Source organism: Algorimicrobium algoritergicola (assembly GCF_008086165.1).
In the GTDB taxonomy this organism is placed as follows: Bacteria; Bacteroidota; Bacteroidia; order Flavobacteriales; family Flavobacteriaceae; genus Algorimicrobium; species Algorimicrobium algoritergicola.
In genome coordinates, this window is sequence record NZ_VSKL01000004.1 from 23,315 (window position 1) to 45,892 (window position 22,578).

Here is a 22,578-nt window from a genome sequence, read left to right on the forward strand (position 1 = left end):
CATTAAAATAACCAATAAAAACAAATAATATGAAAAATCAGGTATTATTATTCGCCATCTTATTAACGAGCGCTGTTAGCTGCGCACAATGGGGTGAAAAAATTTCAGGAAACGGCAACGTTGTAACAATAGATAGAAACACCAGCGATTATTCCGAAATAAGTTGTGCAGGACCATTCGATTATATTTTGGTGTCAGGAACCGAAGGAAAACTTCAAATTGAAGGTGAAGAAAATTTACTAAAATATGTCATTACAGAAGTCAAAAACGGAACACTTTCAGTAAAAACAGAGAATGGCGTTAATTTAAGAACAAGTCGCGGGAAAACGATAAAAGTAACTATTCCTTTTAAAGATATTGAAGAAGTAAGCTTAGCAGGATCAGGCGATTTATATAGTAAAGATCAAATAACTGCTGATGAATTTGATGTTAATTTAGCAGGTTCAGGAGACATAAAACTTGATATTGTAGCCAACGAAATAGAAAGCCATTTAGCAGGTTCAGGCGATATTACATTAACAGGAAAAACCAAAGATTTGGAATTAAGTATTTCTGGCTCTGGAGATTATAGCTGTTATGGTTTAGAAGCTGATAATACAGAGGTCACCATTTCGGGTTCTGGTGATGCTCAAGTAGTAAGCAACGTATATTTAAAAGTTCGCGTTTCTGGTTCTGGAGATGTGACGTATAAAGGAAAGCCAGCAAAAGAAGACACGAAAGTATCAGGTTCTGGGAGTGTAAGTAAAAATTGAATATAAATAAAAAAGCCACTATAAATAAAGTGGCTTTTTTAGGTGTTTAAATCTAAACCTATTGTCTTTCGTAAGTATAAATATCAATATAATCTTCACCTGCATCATTATAGCTGTCTTGATATCTTAATGTGGTATCTGTAATTTCTAATATTTCTAATGGATCATCACCGTTAACAAAGGACAAAATATTTCCAGAAATACTATACTCATAAGATTCAACAATTTCTACAACGTCACAATTTGGACCTGAATAATCTGTATCTGTTGCAGTAGTTGCTGTATATACTTCTTCCCAATAGCAAATTCCAGAATTATCTAGTTCTTCTTGCAACTCTTCCACACCATTGGATGTTAATGATATTATTCGCCATGTACCTATAATACTCGCAGTACTTGGACCATTTGTATCACAGTCTCCCAAGCCATCAATAATAGCCTGCAAACTCCCATCGGCATCACCACAAACAGTAATTTCATATTGCAAAGCTGTTTTATAAGCATTACATAACGTTGCATTTGTTGGATCTGCGTTATAAGCTGTTAGAGCAGAAAGCGATACGGATTCTGCATCTAAACATTCCGTATGCGTAGTTTCACAATTCAAATTATCAATAATTGCCTGAATGGAACCATTTGCATCACCACAAGCCGTTATTTGTAATCGCAATGCCATTTTATACGAATTGCATAAAACACTATAATTATCATCTGTTGCGTTGGTAAAACTTTGGGCAGCTGAAGCCGATGCTTGTACCGCACTTTGGCAAGCAGCTTGCTGGTTTTCATTTTCAATAAGTCCACTATCTAAAGGTTCATCATCACAAGCTGTAAAGGTAATAAAGAAAATAGAAAGGGATAAAAATGTTAAAGATTTGAGGTATTGTTTCATGTTGCAATTTTAAATTAATTTACACTTTAAATAGCGTTAAGATTCCTTTTAGAAATAATACAATTTAAAGCTTATTCATAATAGTAACTGAATAAACTAAAGTAGTAGATTCAATACCACCTTGATCTTCAGAAATTTCTTGAGTTTGAATAATGGTCAACGTTTGTCCGCCGTTACTAAACGCATATTGAACTGTTTGTTCTCCTGCATAATCTGACATATCTACATCTTGAAATTCAAATTCGAAAAAAGCGCCATCAGTAGTTAATGTATTACCACTTACCGTGTATGTCCCGGAACCAGAAACGTTTGAATATGTTTCTGTTTGTTCTTGTAAAACAGAACCATTAAATGAGGTAATTAAATGCATAGAATAATCACCAGCAGTTTCAAAAGTATTTTCAGTGAAAGAAACGATATAATTCATGTCTAGTCCTACAATGTCATTATTTGACGTATTTGTTTCACCCATAAAAGTTATTTCAGTATCCGTTTCTGTTTCAAAAGATACAATTTCCCAATCACCAATAAAAGATGATGAATTAGTATTGTTGGAGCTATTCAAAGTATTAAGACCTCTATCAAGCGGCTCATTATCACAAGCTGTAAACGTAATGAAAAAGATAGAAAGCGATAAAAGTGTAAAAGATTTGAGGTATTGTTTCATGGTATTAATTTTATATTAATTTTTTATTATGTTGTTAGATTCACGTGGCACTCTAAATAAGAGTAAAATTCCAAGCAGGAAAAATACAAATAAAAATAGAATTGCATTTCGCATACTTCCCGTTATTTGATCTATGGTTGCAAAAATAATCATACCAATTACAATTCCAATTTTTTCAGCTACATCATAAAAACTAAAATAGGATGTGGTATCCGCAGTTTCAGGCAAGAATTTAGAATAGGTGGATCGTGCTAATGCTTGAATTCCTCCCATAACTAATCCCACAAAACCTGCGGTAAGATAAAAATGAATAGGTGTGATAACGAAATAGGCTGCTAAACATAGTAACATCCAAATAATATTTACAGCGATTAGCGTTTTAATGTTTCCAAATTTTTCAGAAGCTCTTGACGTTAAAAAAGCACCCAAAATTGCGACCACTTGAATCACTAAAATACTAATAATTAAGCCAAAGGTTTTTTGACCATCGTCAGCCCATAAAATTTCCTCTTCTCCAAAATAAACCGCAATCAGCATAATAGTTTGAACAGACATACTGAAAACAAAAAATGCAGCCAGATAGCGTTTTAATCGTAAATTTTCTTTTAATTGTCGCCATACTTGACGTAATTCTCTAAAGCCATTTAGAACCACATTCCTTGTTACTTTTCGCCCATTTTTAACGCCTTTTGGTAGTATATAAAAGGTGTATTGACTGAATAAAATCCACCATAATCCCACAGTAACAAATGCTACACGCATGGCTTCAACAGACGCGGCATTTTTAGCATCCTCTAGTGCTAGTGCAATTTCTGCATTGGTACCAGTTTCTCGTACAGAATCAGCAATACTAATATCAAAGCCAAATACGCCAGGAAACATAACCAACCCTAAATTAAATAACAGGAGAATTACACTACCCACATATCCTAATGAGAAACCTCTGGCGCTAATACGATCTTGTTGTTCGGGAAACGCAATATCTGGTAGATAAGAATTGTAAAAAACCAAACTACCCCAGTATCCAATAAGGCCCATAAAATAACAGACCAAACTAATGTAAATATGATCTAAACTAAACCAATATAGCCCTATACAACCAATTCCACCAACGTAACAGAAAAACTTCATAAAAGCTTTCTTATTTCCTATATAATCGGCAATTCCGGATAGTAAAGGTGACAAGATAGAAACTACTAAAAATGTAAACGCCGTTACAAATGTAATAAGTGCCGTACTCTTAAAATTGTAGCCAAAAGCCGTTACAACTTTAATTTCCGAGATAAATAAGGACGAATAGAAAATGGGAAATATAGATGATGCTATGGTTAACGTGTAGACCGAATTGGCCCAATCATAAAAAGCCCAAGCATTTAAAAGTTTTTTACTGCCTTTAGGTAGTGGTTGTTTCATAAAAAAAGCTGCTCTTTTTTGAGCAGCTCCTAAAGTAAACAAATATTTTTAAACAGTTAATATTTCCCTAGCGATCTAAATTCAGATACGCCAAATTTTTTGGCTTCGGACTTCGCTTGCGGTACTAAATTAGTTAAGTTTTCAATTCGTGAAGCATTGGCTGGGTGTGTGCTTAAAAATTCAGGTGGTGCTTGTCCACCACTATTTGCATCCATACGTCTCCATAAGTTTGCCGCCTCTTCTGGATTATAACCGGCAACAGCCATTAAAATCAATCCTATTTTATCAGCTTCCGTTTCATGACTTCTGCTAAACGGTAACATCACACCAACTTGCGTACCAATTCCGTACGATTGGTTAAAAATATCACGTGTTTGATTATCTTCAATAAGTACGTTTCCAGCTAAAGCAATACCTTGCTGAATATAAGCAGCACTCATGCGTTGCTGACCATGATTAGCCAATGCATGCGCCACCTCATGACCCATAATTGCAGCAATAGCTGTTTCGTTTTCAGCAATTGGTAAAATCCCTGTATAAAAGGCAATTTTACCTCCAGGCATACACCAAGCGTTAACTTGGTCGGATTCTATTAAATTGTATTCCCATTTATAGCCTTCCAAATAACCTTGATACCCATTAGCGTTTAACCAACGTTCTGCCGACACCGAAATGCGTTGACCAACACGCTTAATCATTTCAGATTGAGACGTACCCGTAATTACCTTATTTTCTGAAAGCACTTGATTATACTGCTGAAATGCCGTTGGGAATAATTGATCATTCGAAACCAAAGCCATTGTTTGACTTCCGGTAAACGGATTTGTTGCGCAAGATGCGACTAAAATTAATACGAATAATCCACTTATTTTTTGTTTGAATTTCATGTGTTTTGGGTTTTCTTTTTCTAAAATAACAAAAATTGAACCATATTAAAAGTTCAGTTTTAAATAGTTAACAAATATATGTTATAAAAACATAAATTGAAATAACCTGTTATGTTTTAATAGTGTTTACGACCAAATAAGAAAAACAACTATGAAGTATATCCTATCTGTAGTCCTATTAACGGTTTTTTTTAGCTGTAATAGTTCTGCTCAAAAAAAGAATTCAAGTGAGAATACATCATTTCCAATTTCCAAAACGGAAGCCGAATGGAAACAAGAGTTAACCAAGGAACAATTTTACGTGATGCGCGAAGCTGGAACAGAACGTGCTTTTTCAAGCCCTTTAGATAAAAATTATAAAAAAGGAACCTACGTTTGTGCTGCCTGTGAAACACCGCTGTATAAAAGTGAACATAAATTTGATTCCGGAACGGGCTGGCCAAGTTTTGATCGCGTTATTGAAGGCAATGTTGCTTTTGGAACCGATAACGATCTAGGCTATTCCAGAAATGAAGAGCATTGCGCTACGTGCGGTGGTCATTTAGGTCACGTATTTAATGATGGCCCAAGAGAAACTACCGGAAAACGTCATTGCATAAATGGAACATCATTAAAATTTATTCCAGAATCTTAAGATTTTCCAAAACCTATAAAAGCATAGCATTATAAAAATCTGTATTTTTGTAATGCTATTTTTATTTTATGGAAAACGAATTAATCACTAGTATAATAAAACAGTTTAATTACTACAAAGCTGTTGGGGATAAAACGTTCGATCAACTAACTTTTGAAGAAATGACTTGGCAGTATAACGATTCTGCAAATAGTATTTCCATAATTGTTAAGCATATGGTTGGTAATATGTTCAGTAGATGGACCAATTTTTTAACGGAAGATGGTGAAAAAACTTGGCGTCAACGAGACCAAGAGTTTGAAGCTAGCTATACCAATAAAGACGAGTTAATTTCTGCTTGGGAACGTGGTTGGAAATGTCTTTTTGATGCCATTGAACCTTTAAAAAACAACGAATTAAACACCATAATTTACATCCGAAATGAAGAACATTTAGTTTCTGAAGCCATTTTTAGACAATTAGGTCACTACTCCTACCACATTGGTCAAATAGCACATATTGGAAAAATGTTGAAAGGAAACGATTGGCAACCCTTATCTATTGCAAAAGGGAATTCAGCAGCATATAATAAGGTGAAATTTTCAAAAGAAAAAGAAAATAAATAGTATACAGGTGACGTGTAGCTAGAAAAGTTATCAGTTTAGTACTAAATGACTGATTGACTTTGCTTTTCTCCAAAAAAATGCAACATGTGCGTGAGTGATAGAAACGGCATCCTTTTGCTTTTTCTGCAAAAGATATAGTGAATAGCACGACCTTTAGGTCACGCCCAAATAAAAATGAAACTACAATTTATTATATCGGCTATGTTTCGTAAATTCGTAGCATCAAAAAACGATTAAAAAAAACACAATGAGTAAATACGATATTATTGTTCTTGGAAGTGGCCCAGGAGGTTATGTAACAGCTATTAGAGCATCACAATTAGGTTTTAAAACTGCTGTAATTGAAAAAGAAAACCTTGGTGGTGTTTGTTTAAATTGGGGTTGTATTCCTACAAAAGCCCTTTTAAAATCGGCTCAAGTTTTTGAATACTTGAAACATGCTGAAGATTATGGGTTATCTGTAAAAGAATTTGACAAAGATTTTGATGCGGTTGTAAAACGCTCAAGAGGTGTTGCTGATGGTATGAGCAATGGTGTTAAGTTTTTAATGAAGAAAAATAAAATTGACGTTATTGAAGGTTTTGGGAAATTAAAACCTGGAAAAAAAGTGGACGTTGATGGTAAAGAATATTCTGCCGATCATATTATTGTTGCAACTGGCGCACGCTCTCGCGAGTTACCAAGTTTACCACAAGACAGCAAAAAAGTTATTGGTTACAGAGAAGCCATGACGCTAAAAGAGCAACCAAAAAAGATGATTGTTGTTGGTTCTGGTGCCATTGGTGTTGAGTTTGCATACTTCTACAATTCTATGGGAACAGATGTAACGATCGTTGAATTTTTACCAAACGTGGTACCTGTTGAAGATGAGGATGTATCTAAACAATTAGAGCGTTCATTTAAGAAAAGTGGTATTAAAATCATGACATCTTCAGAAGTTACTAAAGTAGATACATCAGGAACTGGTGTAAAAGCAACTGTTAAAACAAAGAAAGGTGAAGAAGTTCTGGAAGCAGATATTATTTTATCGGCTGTAGGAATTAAGTCTAACATTGAAAACATTGGTTTAGAAGATGTGGGTATTGCTGTAGATCGTGATAAGATTTTAGTAAACGATTTTTATCAGACAAATATTCCTGGTTACTACGCAATTGGCGATGTAACGCCTGGACAAGCATTAGCACACGTTGCTTCTGCGGAAGGCATTTTATGTGTTGAGAAAATTGCAGGTCAGCATGTTGAAGCTTTAGACTACGGAAATATTCCTGGTTGTACGTATGCATCTCCAGAAATTGCGTCTGTTGGTTTAACTGAAAAGCAAGCTAGAGAAAAAGGATTGGATATTAAAGTTGGAAAATTCCCGTTCTCGGCTTCTGGTAAAGCAAGTGCTTCTGGCGCTAAAGATGGCTTTGTAAAAGTGATTTTTGATGCCAAATATGGCGAATGGTTAGGTTGCCACATGATTGGTGCTGGTGTAACCGATATGATTGCTGAAGCTGTTTTAGGTAGAAAACTAGAAACTACAGGACATGAAGTTTTAAAAGCAGTACATCCACACCCTACTATGAGTGAAGCGGTTATGGAAGCTGTTGCTGATGCTTATGGTGAGGTTATACACCTTTAATACAGAAATGCCCATCCGAAATCCTTCTTGAACAGAAAGATTTTTATTTAGATGGAATACCATTTATAAATATGTAAAAAAGCACGATTCTCATGTGAATCGTGCTTTTTGTTTTTATTGTTTTTAAGTTCGAGTAAGAATGCCTTTCCTCTTAGGAAGGCTTTAGAACTAAAGAAAACTTTGAATGGCCAATTCATAACTTTGCAATCCAAAACCAACAATAACACCTTTGGCATGAGGTGCAACATAGGAATGATGTCTGAACGCTTCGCGCTTAAATGTATTGGAAATGTGTACTTCCACAACAGGTGTTTCTATAGCAGCAACAGCATCACCAATGCCAACAGATGTATGTGTGTAAGCTGCTGCATTTAATATGATACCATCATAAGTAAAGCCAACTTCTTGAATTTTACCAATGATTTCTCCTTCAATATTAGATTGAAAATGCGCTATTGTAAATGATTCATATTTCGATTTAATCGTTTCAAAAAATTCATTGAACGTTAAGCTTCCGTAAATTTGCGGTTCACGTTTCCCTAATAAGTTTAAATTGGGACCGTTTATAATGATTAGTTTTTTCATAAAGTAAAGGTATAAAAAAAACCGAAGCGTTAACTTCGGTTTTAATTTATGATTATGTGTGGTTTAGAACATAAAACCAACACCTACTTGCCATACTGCGTTTTTAGCATCTACGTTTTCAAAAACGGTATCATCTTTAAAAATGTCTGTTAAACCAAATGTATAACGACCATTTACAAAAAATCCGCTGTCAAATTTATAGGCAGCTCCTAAGGCTAAACTAGTATCAAAATCTTTGATATACGAATCATCTTGATTAATTTCAATGTCTCCACCATCAGAATTTGGTTCAAAATCTAATTCTTCATGTATTTTAAAACCAAATTGTGGTCCGGCCTCTACACTTAATCCTTTAACTAGATACACTTTCACTAATACTGGAACTTGAATATAATCCAATTGGTATTCTATATTCTCATCTGTATCAAAAACATTGTCTTGATCTATTTCACGCACATCAAAACCTTGTCCAGAATACATTACTTCCGGCTGGATAGACAAGCGTTCTGTAATTGGAATTTCGGCTAAAACACCCACATTAAAACTAGTACGAGATTTTAAATCATTAAAATCGTCACTGGTTATTGTGGAAAAGTTTACACCACCTTTTACTCCAAATTGAACGGTTTTTGAATCCGATTGTGCATATATACTTGTTAAGCTAAAAACTGCAGCTGCAGCAACTAAAATTACTTTTTTCATCTTTTGCTATTTTAGGGTTTATAATTATTGTGTCACAAAGATGTCTATCTTTTAAAATAGAAATTGACGTTTTCCATAAGAAAAATAACGCAAAAAATAATTTTATAAATTTGAATCCAGATTTAAATAGTACTGTTAATAAACTAACATTTTGACAATTAATAAATTAGCTGCTCTAACCTGAAAATTGTGTTCAATTGAGAATTTTAAGCATAAAAAAACCGAAGCTTTCGCTTCGGTTTTTAAACATTTTAATAATTTGGAATTAGAATTTGTAAACCAATCCAAAGTTGATATCACGTAAGTTCAAACCAAATGATAATGTATCATAAGATTCAGCTCCATCGAAATCAGCTTTTTCTGTTGTATATCCTAAAATACCAAAAGAAGCTTCTAACGCGAATGACTTAGATATAAAATAACTAACACCTGGCGCTACACCTACTGCAAAACCATCCGTTTTAACGTCTGCTAATTTATCATCCGTACTTCTGTAATCAACACCTAGTTCTCCAAATACTGAAAACTGACTATCCGGAGTAAAATAATATCTACCAAATACACCAGCAGATAATGTTCCCATATCAACTGTATCAACAGGACCTGATTCTGCTTTTCTAGATATATATCCTAATTTTGCTCCAACAGCAATATTTTCAGTTACGAAAAATCCTGCTTGAGGCGCTATTTCAAAAACGTTAGCCTTATCGTCTGCAATTTTTTCAGAACCAAAACCAACTGAACCAGAAATAAAAATATCTCCTTTTGCAAAACCAGTTGTTTGATCATTGTCATTCTGTGCATTCACATTTGTGAAACCAATTACAGCAACAGCTGCAGTAAATAATAATTTTTTCATTTAATAATTTAATTAAGTTTTTAATTTTTGAATCGGCAAAAATACGCCGAATCATCATATCAACCAAATTAAAAGTAAGTATAATCTTATATTTTAAAAACCAAATTCTACGCCAAAATTAAACGAATTAAAACCGCTACCTGAAACATAGGTTCCATCATTGTACGTATCACCATAATCCACACCTCCAGAAATACTTTGGAAAGATGCTATTAATGCTATTGTTCCTAAATCAAAACCAAATTTTGGTCGTGCATAAAATCCTGATTTAGCATCACCAGATACATTTACTCCAACACCTAAATCAAGACCTCCAAAGAACTTGCGGTCCGCAAAGTAATATCTTGCAGAAGCAGCTATTGGAACGAATGAGGCATCTTTATAATTTCTAATAAAATAATTACCGCTATTACCAGCGTAATAAGAATAATCGCCATCTCCTACAAAATGTGTGTAGCCTAATAAACCACCTACTTCCAGGTTATCAATTAGCTCAAATAAGTAGGCCACATCTAAACCAAAGTTAAAAGAAGAAACATCGCTTGATGTACTTAATGGAATTCCAATATTAGCACCTGCATAAAAACTGCCCGTTTTTGCTTTTTCGGCAAAATCATTTTGAGCAGTCATTTTTGTTAATCCGAATACTGCCATAGCAGCAAATAAAATTGGTTTTTTCATAATTGTTGGTTTTAGTTAAAAGATTGATATACTTAATTATAGACAATTTACAAAAATAAAAAAAGCCAAAACAGTGTTTTGGCTTTTTAATATTATTACAATATAATGTTTAGAACATAAATCCTGCAGATAACTGAATTACACGGTTTTTACGTGAGAAAGAAAATATTCCAAAGTCAGCAACATCTCCATAAAAATCTTCATCATCAACTTTCGATAATCCTAAATTATAACGAGCCGTAAAGAAAAGACCACTTGCCATTTCATAACTTGCACCAAAATTTAATCCAAAATCAAGTGATTTGTATAAATCCTTTGTATCAATTTCAGATTCGTCTGGGTCAAGGTCTTCGTTATTATAGTCGTTAAACTCATTCTTTGCAGATACTAAAAAACCTATTTGAGGACCAGCTTCAATGCTTAAACCATCAATAGGGAAAAATTTAGCCATGATTGGAATATTAACGTAGCTTAAATTCACATTATAATCTACTTTACGATCATCAAAGTCATAATAATTTGACTTGAATCCTTGGCTAGAAAATAATAGTTCAGGCTGTAATGCAAACTTTTCAGTAAGCTTTAGTTCAACTAAACCACCAATATGAAAGCCAACTTTCATTTCAGCGTCTTGAAAATCCTCATCAAAACCAGCTACACCAAAATCTCCAGCTAGATTTGCAAAGTTAACACCACCTTTAACACCAAACCTAACGTCCTGTGCTGAAAGTGAACCAATACTAAAAACAGCAACAGCTGCACATACTAATAATTTTTTCATAATTTTAAGTTTTAATTAATTGATTATAACAAACTAACCACTTTTTTCGCAATAATTAAAATTTTGAAGCTAACTTATTAACATTCTAATTAATAATTTAGAATAACAATCTATTTTTCAGCATCTTACAGTATTAGTTGTTAACAATTACGAAACCTACTCCCGCTTTTAATAGGATTTACATACTTTTAGAACTTTATCCTATCTTTGTTTGAATGACCTGGAACCAAGCCTTAACTGATTTTAATTTATACTTAAAAATTGAACGTGGATTATCTCAAAATACCATTTCCAGTTATTCGTTTGATATAGAGAAATTAATAGCTTTTTTAGCGGATCATAAAATTACCACCTCTCCTATACATATCACACCTGAAATAGTACAGCAATTTATTTACCAAGTTGCAAAAGATGTCAATCCACGCTCACAATCACGGATTATTTCTGGATTACGCAGTTTTTTCAGTTATTTAGTTTTTGAAGATTATAGATCGGATAATCCAATAGATTTAATTGAATCTCCTAGAATTGGCAGAAAACTTCCAGACACTTTAAGCTTAAAAGATATTGACCGCATTATTGACGCTATAGATTTAACCAAAGAATATAACCAAGTTCGAATTGGGGAACGTGACAGAACCATGTTAGAAACCCTTTACGGTTGTGGTTTACGTGTCAGTGAATTGGTGAGTCTGAAAATTTCAGATTTATTTTTTGAAGAAGGATTTATCAACGTTACTGGAAAAGGCGATAAACAGCGTTTTGTTCCTATTAGTCCTACAACTCAAAAATATATAACTATTTATATTCGCGATGTTCGTTCTGCTATAGATGTTCAGAAAGAATATAACGACACCTTATTTTTAAACAATCGTGGGAAACAATTAACACGTGCCATGATTTTTACCATTATTAAAAAATTAGCGACTGAAATAAATCTCAATAAAACTATTTCGCCACATACCTTCAGGCATTCCTTTGCAACACATCTACTAGAGAATGGTGCCGATTTAAGAGCTATTCAAATGATGCTAGGTCACGAAAGTATTACAACCACCGAAATTTATGTGCATTTGGATAAAAAGCAATTGAAGAAAGCCATTCAAACATTTCATCCTAGGAAATAATATTATACCTATTAAATTTGCACTTAATCGGTTATTTCATACTTTTGCAGCCTCCAAATCTCTAAATCATGAATAAAATTGAAGAAGTAAGTTCTCAAGATAGCTCTCTTTCTAATAAAATTGAGGATATTTCTTTAGATCCAATACAAAATAACATGATTATGGCGTTTGCGCTTAAAAATTCCAATATTGGTGTCTGGGATTATCATGCAAAAACGAACATGGTTTATTATTCTATTCAGGCCATTAAAATTTTAGGTTTTGACCACTTAAAATATGATACAAGAGATTTTGATTGGCAACAAAAAATACACCCCGATGATTTAGAAGGTTTGCTATCCAATTTAACCGCTCATTATGAAAATAAAACAGAAAAATATACGAGTGAGCATCGTGTAATAGGTAAAGATGGCACGTACAAATGGGTTAAAGATAGCGGTAAAATTGTTGAACGTGATTCAAACGGTATCCATACTAGAATGATAGGAACTATCTCTGACATCACTGATAGAATGGAACGTGAGAAATCTATTGAGAATAATTTAGATATAATTACAAATCAGAATCAGAAACTGACTAATTTTGCACACATAGTTACTCATAATTTAAAAGAATATGCTGGAAACTTTGAAAGCTTATTAACTTTCTATGAGGAAGCCAAAAATGAGGAAGAAAAAGCGTCTTTAATTGAATATCTTAAAACAGTTTCTAAATCCTTAACGAATACGATAACAAGTTTAAAAGATATCGTTACGACACAATCAATTAAAAAAATTGAACGTGAAAATTTAAACGTTTATAACTACATTGAAAGTACAATTAAATTATTAGATATAGAGATAGCTAGTAAACAAGCTGTATTCAACAACGATTTAAATAAATCTATTTATTTGTATTGCAATGCTGCATATTTAGAAAGCATCATACAGAACTTAGCTTCTAATGCGCTTAAATACTCACATCCAGACAGACAGCCGATAATTGATATCAATTCGGAATTAAGTAGTGATAACCAATTAACTATTACGGTAGCAGATAATGGTATTGGTATTGATTTGGATAAATTTGGCGACAAGATTTTCGGATTGTACAAAACATTTCATGGTAATGAAAATGCGCAAGGTGTTGGTTTATATCTTACAAAAAACCAAATAGAAGCTTTAGGCGGTGAAATTTCAGTGAGTAGCCAAGTTAATATGGGAACGACATTCACCATCACAATGACATTAACAAAAAATCCAGCTTAAGGTTAAGCTGGATTTTTAAAATTATATTATTCACTTTATTTTCCCTTATTTCGCAATATTTACGGCACGTGTTTCACGAATAACCGTGACTTTAACTTGTCCTGGGTAGGTCATATCTGTTTGAATTTTTTGTGAAATACTAAACGATAAATCAGCTGCTTTTTGATCATCCACCTTTTCACTTTCTACAATAACACGTAATTCACGACCAGCTTGAATAGCATAGGCTTTTTTAACACCTCCAAAACCGAAAGCAATATCTTCCAAGTCTTTTAAACGTTGAATATAACTATCAAGAACTTGACGTCTTGCGCCTGGTCTTGCTCCTGAAATAGCATCACAAACTTGAACAATTGGTGCTAATAAGGTTTTCATTTCAATTTCATCGTGGTGAGCACCTATGGCGTTACAAACCTCATCTTTCTCACCAAACTTTTCAGCCCATTGCATACCTAAAATAGCATGTGGTGTTTCCATATCTGCTTCTGCATCTGGCACTTTACCTATATCATGTAAAAGTCCTGCACGTTTAGCCATTTTTGGATTTAAGCCTAACTCAGCTGCCATAATACCACAAAGTTTTGCAACTTCACGCGAGTGTTGTAGTAAGTTTTGACCGTAAGATGAACGGTATTTCATACGTCCAACCATCTTTATTAATTCTGGATGAAGATTATGAATTCCTAAATCGATTATGGTTCGTTTTCCTACTTCAATAATCTCCTGTTCAATTTGCTTGGTTGTTTTTTGAACCACCTCTTCAATTCGTGCTGGATGAATACGACCGTCCGTAACTAATTTGTGTAACGATAATCTGGCAATTTCACGACGTACAGAGTCAAAACATGATAAGATAATGGCTTCTGGTGTATCATCAACAATAATCTCTACACCTGTTGCGGCTTCAATGGCACGAATATTTCGACCTTCACGACCAATAATACGTCCTTTAACATCATCTGATTCAATATTGAAAACAGAGACACAGTTATCAACCGCTTCTTCCGTTCCAATTCGTTGAATAGTATTAATAATAATTTTTTTGGCTTCTTGTTGCGCAGTCAGTTTAGATTCTTCAATCGTGCTCTGGATATAAGCCATAGCATCATTTTTAGCTTCACCTTTTAAAGACTCCACTAATTGTGATTTAGCATCTTCCGCAGAAAGACTAGAAATAACCTCCAGTTGCTCTATTTGACTTCTATGTAGTCTATCAACTTCTTCTTGTTTCTTTTCTATAACTTCTAAACGATAGTTATAATCTTTAACTTTTTCTTCTAGACCATCATTTAATTTTTTATTTTTAGAAAGCTCACCAGACAATTGCGATTCCTTATCACGCGAACGTTTTTCAGATTCTGCCATCTTTTTATCGCGCGAGTTAATCACTTTCTCATGTTCTGACTTTAACTCAATAAATTTTTCTTTTGCTTGAAGTATTTTATCTTTTTTTAATGCATCTCCTTCGCTTTTAGCTGCTTTTAAGATAGCTGTTGCCGATTTTTTTGCGCTTTTAAGAACTTTAGAAGCATTGTTGCGTTCTAAAACTTTAGCAACAATAAAACCAATTATAATACCCAATAATATTCCACCTACAATAACAATTGTATTATCCATTTTCTAGTTGATTAATTTATATAAAAAAGCCTGCACCAGAATAAAGTTTTGTATAAACTCCTTAAAACAAGTTTAGGGATACCAAGCTGATCAAGGGTCTGTTCGAGATACTGAATAAATTCAGCACTAACAGCATGCTTTTACAACTTAAACTCACCCTTTTTAAAGAATTCGCGTTGAGTTTATCAAAAAAAATAACTAATGCAGGCAGTAACCTTTATTTTATTTATAAGAACGTTAAGAGTTTAAATGCGATTCCAACAGATCGTTTAAAGCGTCTAACTTTAATTCCACTGTTTCATTCGCATAGTCTGTATCTAATGATTTCTGTTCCACTTGAGAAGCAAATTGCAAAGCGCACATGGCTAATACATCTTGCTTATCTTGAACAGAATAACTTTGCTCAAATTGTTTTATCATAGCTTCAATGTTTTTGGCGGCTTTTCGCAGCCCTTCTTCCTGACTCGGTGTAATCGTTAACGGATACACACGGTTGGCTATTGATAATTTAATTTTTAGTTTTTCTGACATTGAAAACTATGATTCATTACTCGGAAAGTTGCGCAATACAATGATCAATTTCCCGAATTAATGCGTTTATTTTGAGTTTTGTTTCTCTTTTATTTTCGTCACTGCCAAGCATGGAATTGGCCATTTTAAGCGCTTCATATTTTTCTTCCCAATCAACAATTTGTGTTTTATGAGACTGAAGCATATGTTGAGAAGATTGTAGTTCTTGCTGTAATTTTAAATTTGCTTCTTTTAAAAGTCGCTGCTTATGTAAAACCTTGTTGATTTTGTTTTCTAAAGCATTTACAGTTTCTTCAATTTTACTCATGTATCATATCCATACTTATCTCACAAAGTTAACATACCTCGATTTAAATAACAATAGTTTTTCAATAAAAATTAAATAATTTACGTTTCATCTTAAAATCGCTTCACATGCTAATGCTTGCGGTTTTTGCTTGTCCAATTTGAATCAAATTGATATTTTAGCAACAACATCCATTTTATGCAAAAATTCCTCACATTTTTTTTACTACTCGCGTTTATAAGTCACGCGCAAACCCCCTATCCTACTGATTATTTCATGCATCCATTGGATGTTACTATAATTCCATCTGGAACTTTTGGTGAATTACGTTCCAACCATTTTCATTCTGGAATGGACATAAAAACCCAACAACGCGAAGGTTTAAAAGTATTTGCAACGGCTGATGGTTATGTTAGTCGTATAAAAATTGCTCATTTTGGATACGGAAAAGCGCTTTATATAACACACCCAAATGGCTATACAACCGTTTATGCACATTTGCAGCAATTATCGCCAACTTTAGAAGCCTATATAAAAAAGCTCCAATATGAACAGGAATCATTTGAGATTGAAATATTTCCAAAAGTGGATGAATTACCAGTTTTAAAAGGCGATTTGATTGCCTTCAGCGGAAATACAGGAAGTTCAGGCGGTCCACATTTGCATTATGAAATTCGTGATAATGCCGAAAGACCTATAAACCCTTTACTTTTTGGCGTAGATATAACCGATACTACCAAACCTATTATTACGGAAGTGTACGCCTACCCTATTTCTGAAGATTCTCATATAAACGCAACAAAAGAACGCCAAAAATTACGTTTGATAAACACACCAAATGGCGATTATACGGTTGAAAACATTCAGGCATTCGGGAAAATTGGCTTTGCCATTGAAGCAAATGACAGACAGGATTTGGCCTCCAATAAAAATGGTGTAGAAAACATCCAAGCGTTTTATAATGGGAATCAGAAATTTGAAATGGATTTTAAACGCTTCACATTTGATGAATCTAGACTCCTGAATCGCTATATTGATTACGGACATTATTCAGACAAAAAAGAAAAACTTCAAAAATTATTTGTCGAGAGTGGCAACAATTTAAGCATGTTGAAGAATATTGATGATGATGGTTATATACATGTAGAAGATAGCACATCATCCGTTTATAAAGTCCGCGTTAAGGATTTTCATAATAATGATGTTTGGCTAACCATTAATATTGAAGGTTTAAAAGCGACAGATGTAAAATCGAAAGAAATTGTAGAAACACCATTTCATATATATTCCAAAAAAGCGAATGAACTCATAAATAAAAATGTATCGGTATATTTTCCGCAAGATGCTTTTTTCGATGATTTTTATATCAATTTTGAAGTCAATAATGATACCATCACCTTGCATGAAGATACCATTCCATTACGTGAGAATTTTACAATAACCTACGATATTAGTAGTTTTAAAAATCAAGATTCCGATAAATTGTATATTGCACGCTTAGTTGGTTGGCGAAAACAATACACTATTTATTCTAAAACCTATAGAAAAGAAAACACCCTAACCACATACAATAAAACCTTAGGAACTTACGCCTTAACAGTAGATAACGTTAATCCCACAATTAAACCTATCAATTTTACGGAAGGCAAATGGTTGAGCAAATACCGCTTTTTAAAATTAAAGATTGAAGATGAAGGTTCTGGGATATCTAATTATCGTGCTACTATAAATGGCAAATGGATTTTAATGGAGTATGATTATAAAACAAATTTATTGGTTTATGATTTTAATGATAATATTTCAACCGAAACAAAAAATAATTTAAAGGTAATTGTAACAGATAATGTGGGAAATAATTCTACTTTTGAAACAACCTTTTTCCGAAAATAAAAAATAAAACACCTTGACATATAAATCACTTTCCGTTTTCATTGTTCTTTTGCTATTGGTTTCGTTTACAGCCATTGCCCAAACAGGAACCCTAAAGGGTGTTATTTTAAACAGCGCCAACACACCCATTTCAGACGTTAATATTACAGCCGGAAATTCAGGAACTACCACTGATGAAAATGGTTATTACAGTATAAAAATACCTGCTAATCAAGAAATAACCGTTGTTTTTACACACATCACTTTTAAATCGATAACAGCAACATTTAATCTTAAAAATGGTGAAGATGTGGAATTTCATCCGGTTATGGACGAAGCAGTTGAGCAAATGTCTACCGTTGTTATTTCGGGAAAAACGCGAAAAGATGTTCAAGGAATTATTACCCTTCAACCCGAAACCATTAGGAATATTCCAGGCGCCAATTCAGGTGTTGAAAATTTATTAAAAACCTTACCAGGTGTTAGCAGTAATAATGAATTGAGTACACAATACTCCGTTCGTGGTGGAAATTTTGATGAAAATTTAGTCTACGTTAACGGTATTGAAGTGTATCGTCCGTTTCTTATTCGTTCCGGACAGCAGGAAGGTTTAAGCTTTGTGAATACGGATTTAGTTCAGAATGTCGATTTTTCAGCTGGAGGATTCCAAGCCAAGTATGGCGATAAATTATCATCTGTTTTAGATATTACCTACAGAAAACCCTATCAATTTGGCGTAAGTGCCGATTTAAGCCTATTGGGTGCCAGCGTTTCTGTAGAAGGCAGAAGCAAAGATTCTAAATTTACAGGTATTGTTGGCATGCGTTATCGTGATAACAGTTTATTGGTGAATGCCAAGGAAACGGAAACGAATTACGATCCGAAATTTGCCGATGTACAAACCTATTTAACGTATAAATTTACGGATAAATTTCAAATGAGTTTTTTAGGAAACGCCTCCATCAATAAATACAACTACGAACCTGAAACACGCCAAACCAATTTTGGAACCCTTCAGAATCCGCTTGCCTTATTGGTTTTTTATGAAGGTCAAGAACGTGATAAATACGAAACCTATTTTGGTGCTTTAAAAGGAACCTATTTAGTTAATGACGATTTAACCTTAAATCTTATTGCTAGCACATATCATACCGTTGAGGAAGAACATTTTGATATTTTGGCACAATACCGTTTAGGTGAAGTCAACACCAATATTGGCGGTGAAGATTTGGGTGAAGTGGAATTTAGCGAAGGCATTGGTGGTCAATTAAATCACGGAAGAAATGATTTAGATGCATTAATTACCACTATTGAACACCAAGGAAGTTATAAGAAAGACGATAATGATTTTGAATGGTCTATAAAATATACCAACGAAGATATTCGCGACAGATTGGTGGAATGGGAAGTGATTGATTCTGCTGGTTTTTCTATAAATCCGCCGAGTTCAGATGCGTTTAATGACCAACCCTATTCGCCTTATTCAGGGCCATTGGAGCCTTTTCAAAACGTACGTGCCAAAAACAAAACACAAATTGACCGACTGCAAGCCTATTTACAATGGAGCAGACGTATGGATATTGGTGACAATGAAGCGTGGTTAAATATTGGTGCACGTGCTCACAATTGGACCGTAAGTGGTGAAGGCATTGAAAGTACTAGTCAAACCGTATTTAGTCCGCGTGCACAATTCGCTATCAAACCGAATTGGGATAAAGATATGTTGTTCCGTATTGGAACAGGTTTGTATTACCAACCACCATTTTATAGAGAATTACGCGATTCTTCAGGAACCGTAAGACCAGATGTGAAAGCACAAAAATCGTTTCATATTGTTCTTGGAAACGATTACAGCTTTAAAATGTGGGACAGACCCTTTAAGTTAACCACTGAAGCTTATTATAAAAAAATAACCGATGTTAATCCGTACACCCTAGAAAACGTACGTATTCGCTACAGAGCCAATAACAATGCGGAAGCCTATGCCTATGGATTGGATATGCGTTTGAATGGCGAATTTGTGCCAGGAACTGAATCTTGGTTTAGTTTTGGGTATTTAAAAACCGAAGAAAACATTGATGATCGTGGTTATATTGCCAGACCAACGGATCAACGTTTAAAGTTTGCTGCTTTATTCCAAGATTATGTACCAAGTTTGCCAAAAATGAAAATGTATTTAAACTTGGTTTACAATACGGGCCTTCCAGGAGGATCACCAAGTTATGCCGATCCATATGATTATCAAAACCGACTACCAGACTACAAGCGTGCTGATATTGGTTTTCAATATGTAATTGTAGATGATAAAGATGATTATCAAAGTGGTTGGAGAAAGCCGTTCAAATATTTATCAATAGGAATTGAAATTTTCAATGTGTTTGATGTGCAAAACTCGATTACCAATACATGGGTTCGTGATGTGTATAGCAAGCGTCAATATGCGATACCTAATTACTTAACACCTCGCGTGTTTAATGTGCGGACGAGTATGAGGTTTTAAATAATCAAGTGAAAATATAATTTTATGTAATCAAAATTTTAACAGTTTTTTGATTTACGCCATGCAACTTTATTCTACTTTTGTCTTGTGAAAACAAAATTTCAATTACATATAGCCATTTCCTTACTCCTAGTTTATGTTTTAAACTTCGGAACGGCTATTCATGATGTTTTTGTAGATTCATTTTCGGAAAACACGTTTAAAACACAGTCGACTCATAAACAATCTAAAGATGATTCGTCTAGTTATTACGCCTATCAAGATCTTGAAATATTAGGTCACAATCCTATTGATTCTGAAGTTCCTAATGTTTTTACAGAGCGCTTTGCATCATATAATACAATTCTATCTCTAGATGCTTCACAAACAGCTCGAGATAATCAATATTTTAAAGCAGGACAGTATATTATACCGAGTTATAATACGCAAACCTGCATCTTCCCATTCCACGATTTTATTTAAAATCTTTTTTAGTTTTTGTTTCGCTGAATTTTCAGCCACTATTTCATGCTTTTAATTAAGCACATTTTAAACATTCTAAAAAAATAAAAATCATGGATTTAAATACCATTATCATCGGTTTAGTTATTACAACAGTTATTATTGTACCGCTAGTGTACATTCAAATGTCTCAAAATATTCAAAAGAAAAAAGCGAAAAATAAATTTATTGCGGATGCCAAATCAAAAAACGTTCATGTTTCCGAAATGGATTTCTGGGGAACATTTTATGCCGTAGCTTTAGATGCTTCGGAAAATAAACTCGTTTACTCTAAAAAAACAGATGAAGAAACCGTTTGGATTACGGCCGATTTAAGCCGCGTAACCGACTGCTACATTCATAAAACAGATAGAACCATAAAAAACAAAACGACCAATAAAATTGAAACGGACCGTATTGATCTCGTGTTACGTACCAAAGGTCAGGAGGATTATATTTTGGAATTCTTTAATGTGGATGTCAATTTTGAAATAACAAAAGAAAAAGTGCTGCTAGAAAAATGGCAAGCACTTATTTCAAAACAATTAGTAGCCGCTACAATAGCAGCTTAAAAAATTTTAATTTAGTGTTAAGGTATAAGGTTCAAAATACAAGTATCATCATACTTGTATTTTGGACCTTATTAATTATTATTGGTAGTTACTTACGCTTTTATAAATTCCTTTAAAACAGAAATCACGTAATCAATTTCATCTTTCGTGTTATAAATACTAAATGAAAAGCGAATGGATGGTTTCTTTAAATCATCTTCATTTAAAATTTCACTCAATACGTGTGATCCTTTTGAACTTCCACTTTGACAGGCACTTCCTTTAGAACAAGCTATCCCTTTCAAATCCATTTGAAATAATAAAATCAATGCTTTTTCAGGTGGAATAGGCAAACACACATTAATTAAAGTATAAGTGCTTTTTTCTAAATTACCAGACATGCCATTAAATCGCACATCTGGAAATGCTAGCTTTAATTCAGAGATAAAATAGCGTTTTAAATCTAATACATATGCGCTTTCCGTTTCCAAATTGGCATACGCCATAGTAAAGGCTTTTTCTAAACCAACAATATCATGAACAGCTTCCGTACCAGCGCGAATACCGCGCTCCTGCTGACCACCAAAAATTAACGGTTTTAAACCTGAATTTTTTCGAATAAAAGCAAAACCAACACCTTTTGGCCCGTGAAACTTATGGGCACTTGCAGCTAGAAAATCAATTTGAACATCTTGTAGATCCAGTTTATAGTGTCCAATACATTGTACAGCATCACAATGAAACAAAGCTTTGTTAGCTTGGCATAAATTGCTCACACGTTTCACATCCAAAATATTTCCTACTTCATTATTAACATACATGAGGCTTACCAAAGTCTTTCCATGCGTTTTAAGAAGTTGTTCTAAATGATCAAAATCTACCTGACCATCAGCATCTAATTTTACATAGCTCACTTTTATATCACATGTTTTTTCAAGTTGCTCAACGGTATGCAAAACTGCATGATGCTCAATTTTGGAGGTAATAATATGCTCAACCCCTAAATCGCGAATGGCGCATTGCAATGCTAAATTATCAGCTTCCGTACCACCTGACGTGAAAACAATTTCACCAGCACTCACGTTTAATTGTTTCGCAATTGTTTTTCTGGCTTGTTCTATTAAAACTTTGGAAGCGCGTCCAAAACTATGTGTGGATGAGGCATTACCATAATCTTTGCGCATAACGGCTGTCATAGCATCAATGACTTCATCTCTTACTTTTGTGGTTGCTGCACTATCAAAATATACTGGTTTCATAAGCTTTTCCGTCTCCATAAATTAATCAC

General features: G+C 33.8%; 23 protein-coding genes and 1 other RNA gene. 10 read left to right on the plus strand and 14 right to left on the minus strand.

The features are described from left to right. Positions 1-29: 29 nt before the first annotated feature. Complete coding sequence (locus ES675_RS10740; protein WP_066256000.1) at positions 30-752, plus strand: head GIN domain-containing protein; 723 nt, start codon at positions 30-32, stop codon at positions 750-752. Positions 753-810: 58 nt separating this feature from the next. Here ES675_RS10740 and ES675_RS10745 read toward each other — a convergent pair whose 3' ends face one another. The 4 genes from ES675_RS10745 to ES675_RS10760 form a co-directional block, all read right to left on the minus strand. Continuing rightward, a complete protein-coding gene (locus ES675_RS10745; RefSeq protein ID WP_066255810.1) occupies positions 811-1,644 on the minus strand; it encodes a lipocalin-like domain-containing protein in 834 nt (277 codons plus the stop codon). Between the two features lie 64 nt (positions 1,645-1,708). Beyond that, complete coding sequence (locus tag ES675_RS10750; RefSeq protein ID WP_066255807.1) at positions 1,709-2,311, minus strand: hypothetical protein; 603 nt, start codon at positions 2,309-2,311, stop codon at positions 1,709-1,711. A 15-nt stretch (positions 2,312-2,326) separates the two neighbouring features. Continuing rightward, complete coding sequence (locus tag ES675_RS10755; protein WP_066255818.1) at positions 2,327-3,724, minus strand: MFS transporter; 1,398 nt, start codon at positions 3,722-3,724, stop codon at positions 2,327-2,329. A gap of 56 nt (positions 3,725-3,780) precedes the next feature. After that, the gene (locus ES675_RS10760) at positions 3,781-4,611 is read right to left on the minus strand and encodes a M48 family metallopeptidase (RefSeq protein ID WP_066255804.1); all 831 of its coding nucleotides are present in this window, start codon (positions 4,609-4,611) and stop codon (positions 3,781-3,783) included. A 151-nt stretch (positions 4,612-4,762) separates the two neighbouring features. On the opposite strand from ES675_RS10760, the gene msrB reads away from it, so the two are divergent. The 3 genes from msrB (at position 4,763) to lpdA (ending at position 7,474) form a co-directional block, all read left to right on the plus strand. Further along, entirely contained in the window at positions 4,763-5,245 is a 483-nt protein-coding gene (msrB, locus tag ES675_RS10765; RefSeq protein WP_066255802.1) for a peptide-methionine (R)-S-oxide reductase MsrB, read from the plus strand. A 68-nt stretch (positions 5,246-5,313) separates the two neighbouring features. Then, positions 5,314-5,850 (plus strand): DUF1572 family protein, encoded by a 537-nt coding sequence (locus ES675_RS10770; protein WP_066255795.1) that lies wholly within the window; start codon positions 5,314-5,316, stop codon positions 5,848-5,850. Between the two features lie 247 nt (positions 5,851-6,097). Further along, positions 6,098-7,474 carry a dihydrolipoyl dehydrogenase gene (gene lpdA / locus ES675_RS10775; RefSeq protein ID WP_066255788.1) on the plus strand — a complete coding sequence of 459 codons (1,377 nt, stop codon included), beginning with the start codon at positions 6,098-6,100 and terminating at the stop codon, positions 7,472-7,474. Positions 7,475-7,642: 168 nt separating this feature from the next. On the opposite strand, the gene aroQ is transcribed toward lpdA, so the two are convergent. The 5 genes from aroQ to ES675_RS10800 all read right to left on the minus strand — a co-directional run bounded on the left by aroQ (position 7,643) and on the right by ES675_RS10800 (position 11,082). Then, entirely contained in the window at positions 7,643-8,059 is a 417-nt protein-coding gene (gene aroQ, locus ES675_RS10780) for a type II 3-dehydroquinate dehydratase (RefSeq protein ID WP_066255786.1), read from the minus strand. Positions 8,060-8,122: 63 nt separating this feature from the next. Beyond that, entirely contained in the window at positions 8,123-8,761 is a 639-nt protein-coding gene (locus ES675_RS10785) for a porin family protein (protein WP_066255783.1), read from the minus strand. Between the two features lie 265 nt (positions 8,762-9,026). After that, entirely contained in the window at positions 9,027-9,620 is a 594-nt protein-coding gene (locus ES675_RS10790) for an outer membrane beta-barrel protein (RefSeq protein WP_066255780.1), read from the minus strand. Between the two features lie 93 nt (positions 9,621-9,713). Beyond that, the gene (locus ES675_RS10795) at positions 9,714-10,301 is read right to left on the minus strand and encodes a hypothetical protein (protein WP_066255776.1); all 588 of its coding nucleotides are present in this window, start codon (positions 10,299-10,301) and stop codon (positions 9,714-9,716) included. Positions 10,302-10,410: 109 nt separating this feature from the next. Next, positions 10,411-11,082, minus strand: coding sequence for a porin family protein (locus ES675_RS10800; protein WP_066255771.1), 672 nt, complete (start codon positions 11,080-11,082; stop codon positions 10,411-10,413). Between the two features lie 215 nt (positions 11,083-11,297). Between ES675_RS10800 and xerD the strand changes: the two genes are divergently transcribed. Next, positions 11,298-12,209, plus strand: a complete 912-nt coding sequence (xerD, locus tag ES675_RS10805; protein WP_066255764.1) for a site-specific tyrosine recombinase XerD — start codon at positions 11,298-11,300, stop codon at positions 12,207-12,209. 68 nt (positions 12,210-12,277) lie between these two features. Further along, on the plus strand, positions 12,278-13,456 hold the full coding sequence (locus tag ES675_RS10810) for a sensor histidine kinase (protein ID WP_066255758.1): 1,179 nt from the start codon (positions 12,278-12,280) through the stop codon (positions 13,454-13,456). A 45-nt stretch (positions 13,457-13,501) separates the two neighbouring features. Here ES675_RS10810 and rny read toward each other — a convergent pair whose 3' ends face one another. The 4 genes from rny to ES675_RS10830 all read right to left on the minus strand — a co-directional run bounded on the left by rny (position 13,502) and on the right by ES675_RS10830 (position 15,911). Beyond that, on the minus strand, positions 13,502-15,073 hold the full coding sequence (gene rny, locus ES675_RS10815; protein WP_066255752.1) for a ribonuclease Y: 1,572 nt from the start codon (positions 15,071-15,073) through the stop codon (positions 13,502-13,504). A 54-nt stretch (positions 15,074-15,127) separates the two neighbouring features. Beyond that, positions 15,128-15,255: non-coding RNA, 6S RNA (gene ssrS, locus ES675_RS10820), on the minus strand. 55 nt (positions 15,256-15,310) lie between these two features. Continuing rightward, positions 15,311-15,604 (minus strand): cell division protein ZapA, encoded by a 294-nt coding sequence (locus ES675_RS10825; protein WP_066255745.1) that lies wholly within the window; start codon positions 15,602-15,604, stop codon positions 15,311-15,313. 16 nt (positions 15,605-15,620) lie between these two features. Beyond that, entirely contained in the window at positions 15,621-15,911 is a 291-nt protein-coding gene (locus tag ES675_RS10830) for a hypothetical protein (RefSeq protein ID WP_066255741.1), read from the minus strand. Positions 15,912-16,088: 177 nt separating this feature from the next. Here ES675_RS10830 and ES675_RS10835 point away from each other — a divergent pair, with 177 nt between their 5' ends. The 4 genes from ES675_RS10835 (at position 16,089) to ES675_RS10850 (ending at position 21,311) form a co-directional block, all read left to right on the plus strand. After that, positions 16,089-17,780: a M23 family metallopeptidase gene (locus ES675_RS10835; RefSeq protein WP_066255737.1), complete on the plus strand. Its 1,692-nt coding sequence runs from the start codon at positions 16,089-16,091 to the stop codon at positions 17,778-17,780. Between the two features lie 13 nt (positions 17,781-17,793). Next, positions 17,794-20,259 (plus strand): TonB-dependent receptor, encoded by a 2,466-nt coding sequence (locus ES675_RS10840; protein ID WP_066255733.1) that lies wholly within the window; start codon positions 17,794-17,796, stop codon positions 20,257-20,259. Positions 20,260-20,346: 87 nt separating this feature from the next. Next, on the plus strand, positions 20,347-20,721 hold the full coding sequence (locus tag ES675_RS10845) for a hypothetical protein (RefSeq protein WP_066255728.1): 375 nt from the start codon (positions 20,347-20,349) through the stop codon (positions 20,719-20,721). A 92-nt stretch (positions 20,722-20,813) separates the two neighbouring features. Next, positions 20,814-21,311: a hypothetical protein gene (locus ES675_RS10850; protein WP_066255726.1), complete on the plus strand. Its 498-nt coding sequence runs from the start codon at positions 20,814-20,816 to the stop codon at positions 21,309-21,311. A 92-nt stretch (positions 21,312-21,403) separates the two neighbouring features. Here the strand turns inward: ES675_RS10850 and ES675_RS10855 are convergent, their stop codons facing one another. Continuing rightward, a complete protein-coding gene (locus tag ES675_RS10855) occupies positions 21,404-22,549 on the minus strand; it encodes a cysteine desulfurase family protein (RefSeq protein WP_066255815.1) in 1,146 nt (381 codons plus the stop codon). Positions 22,550-22,578 lie beyond the last annotated feature (29 nt).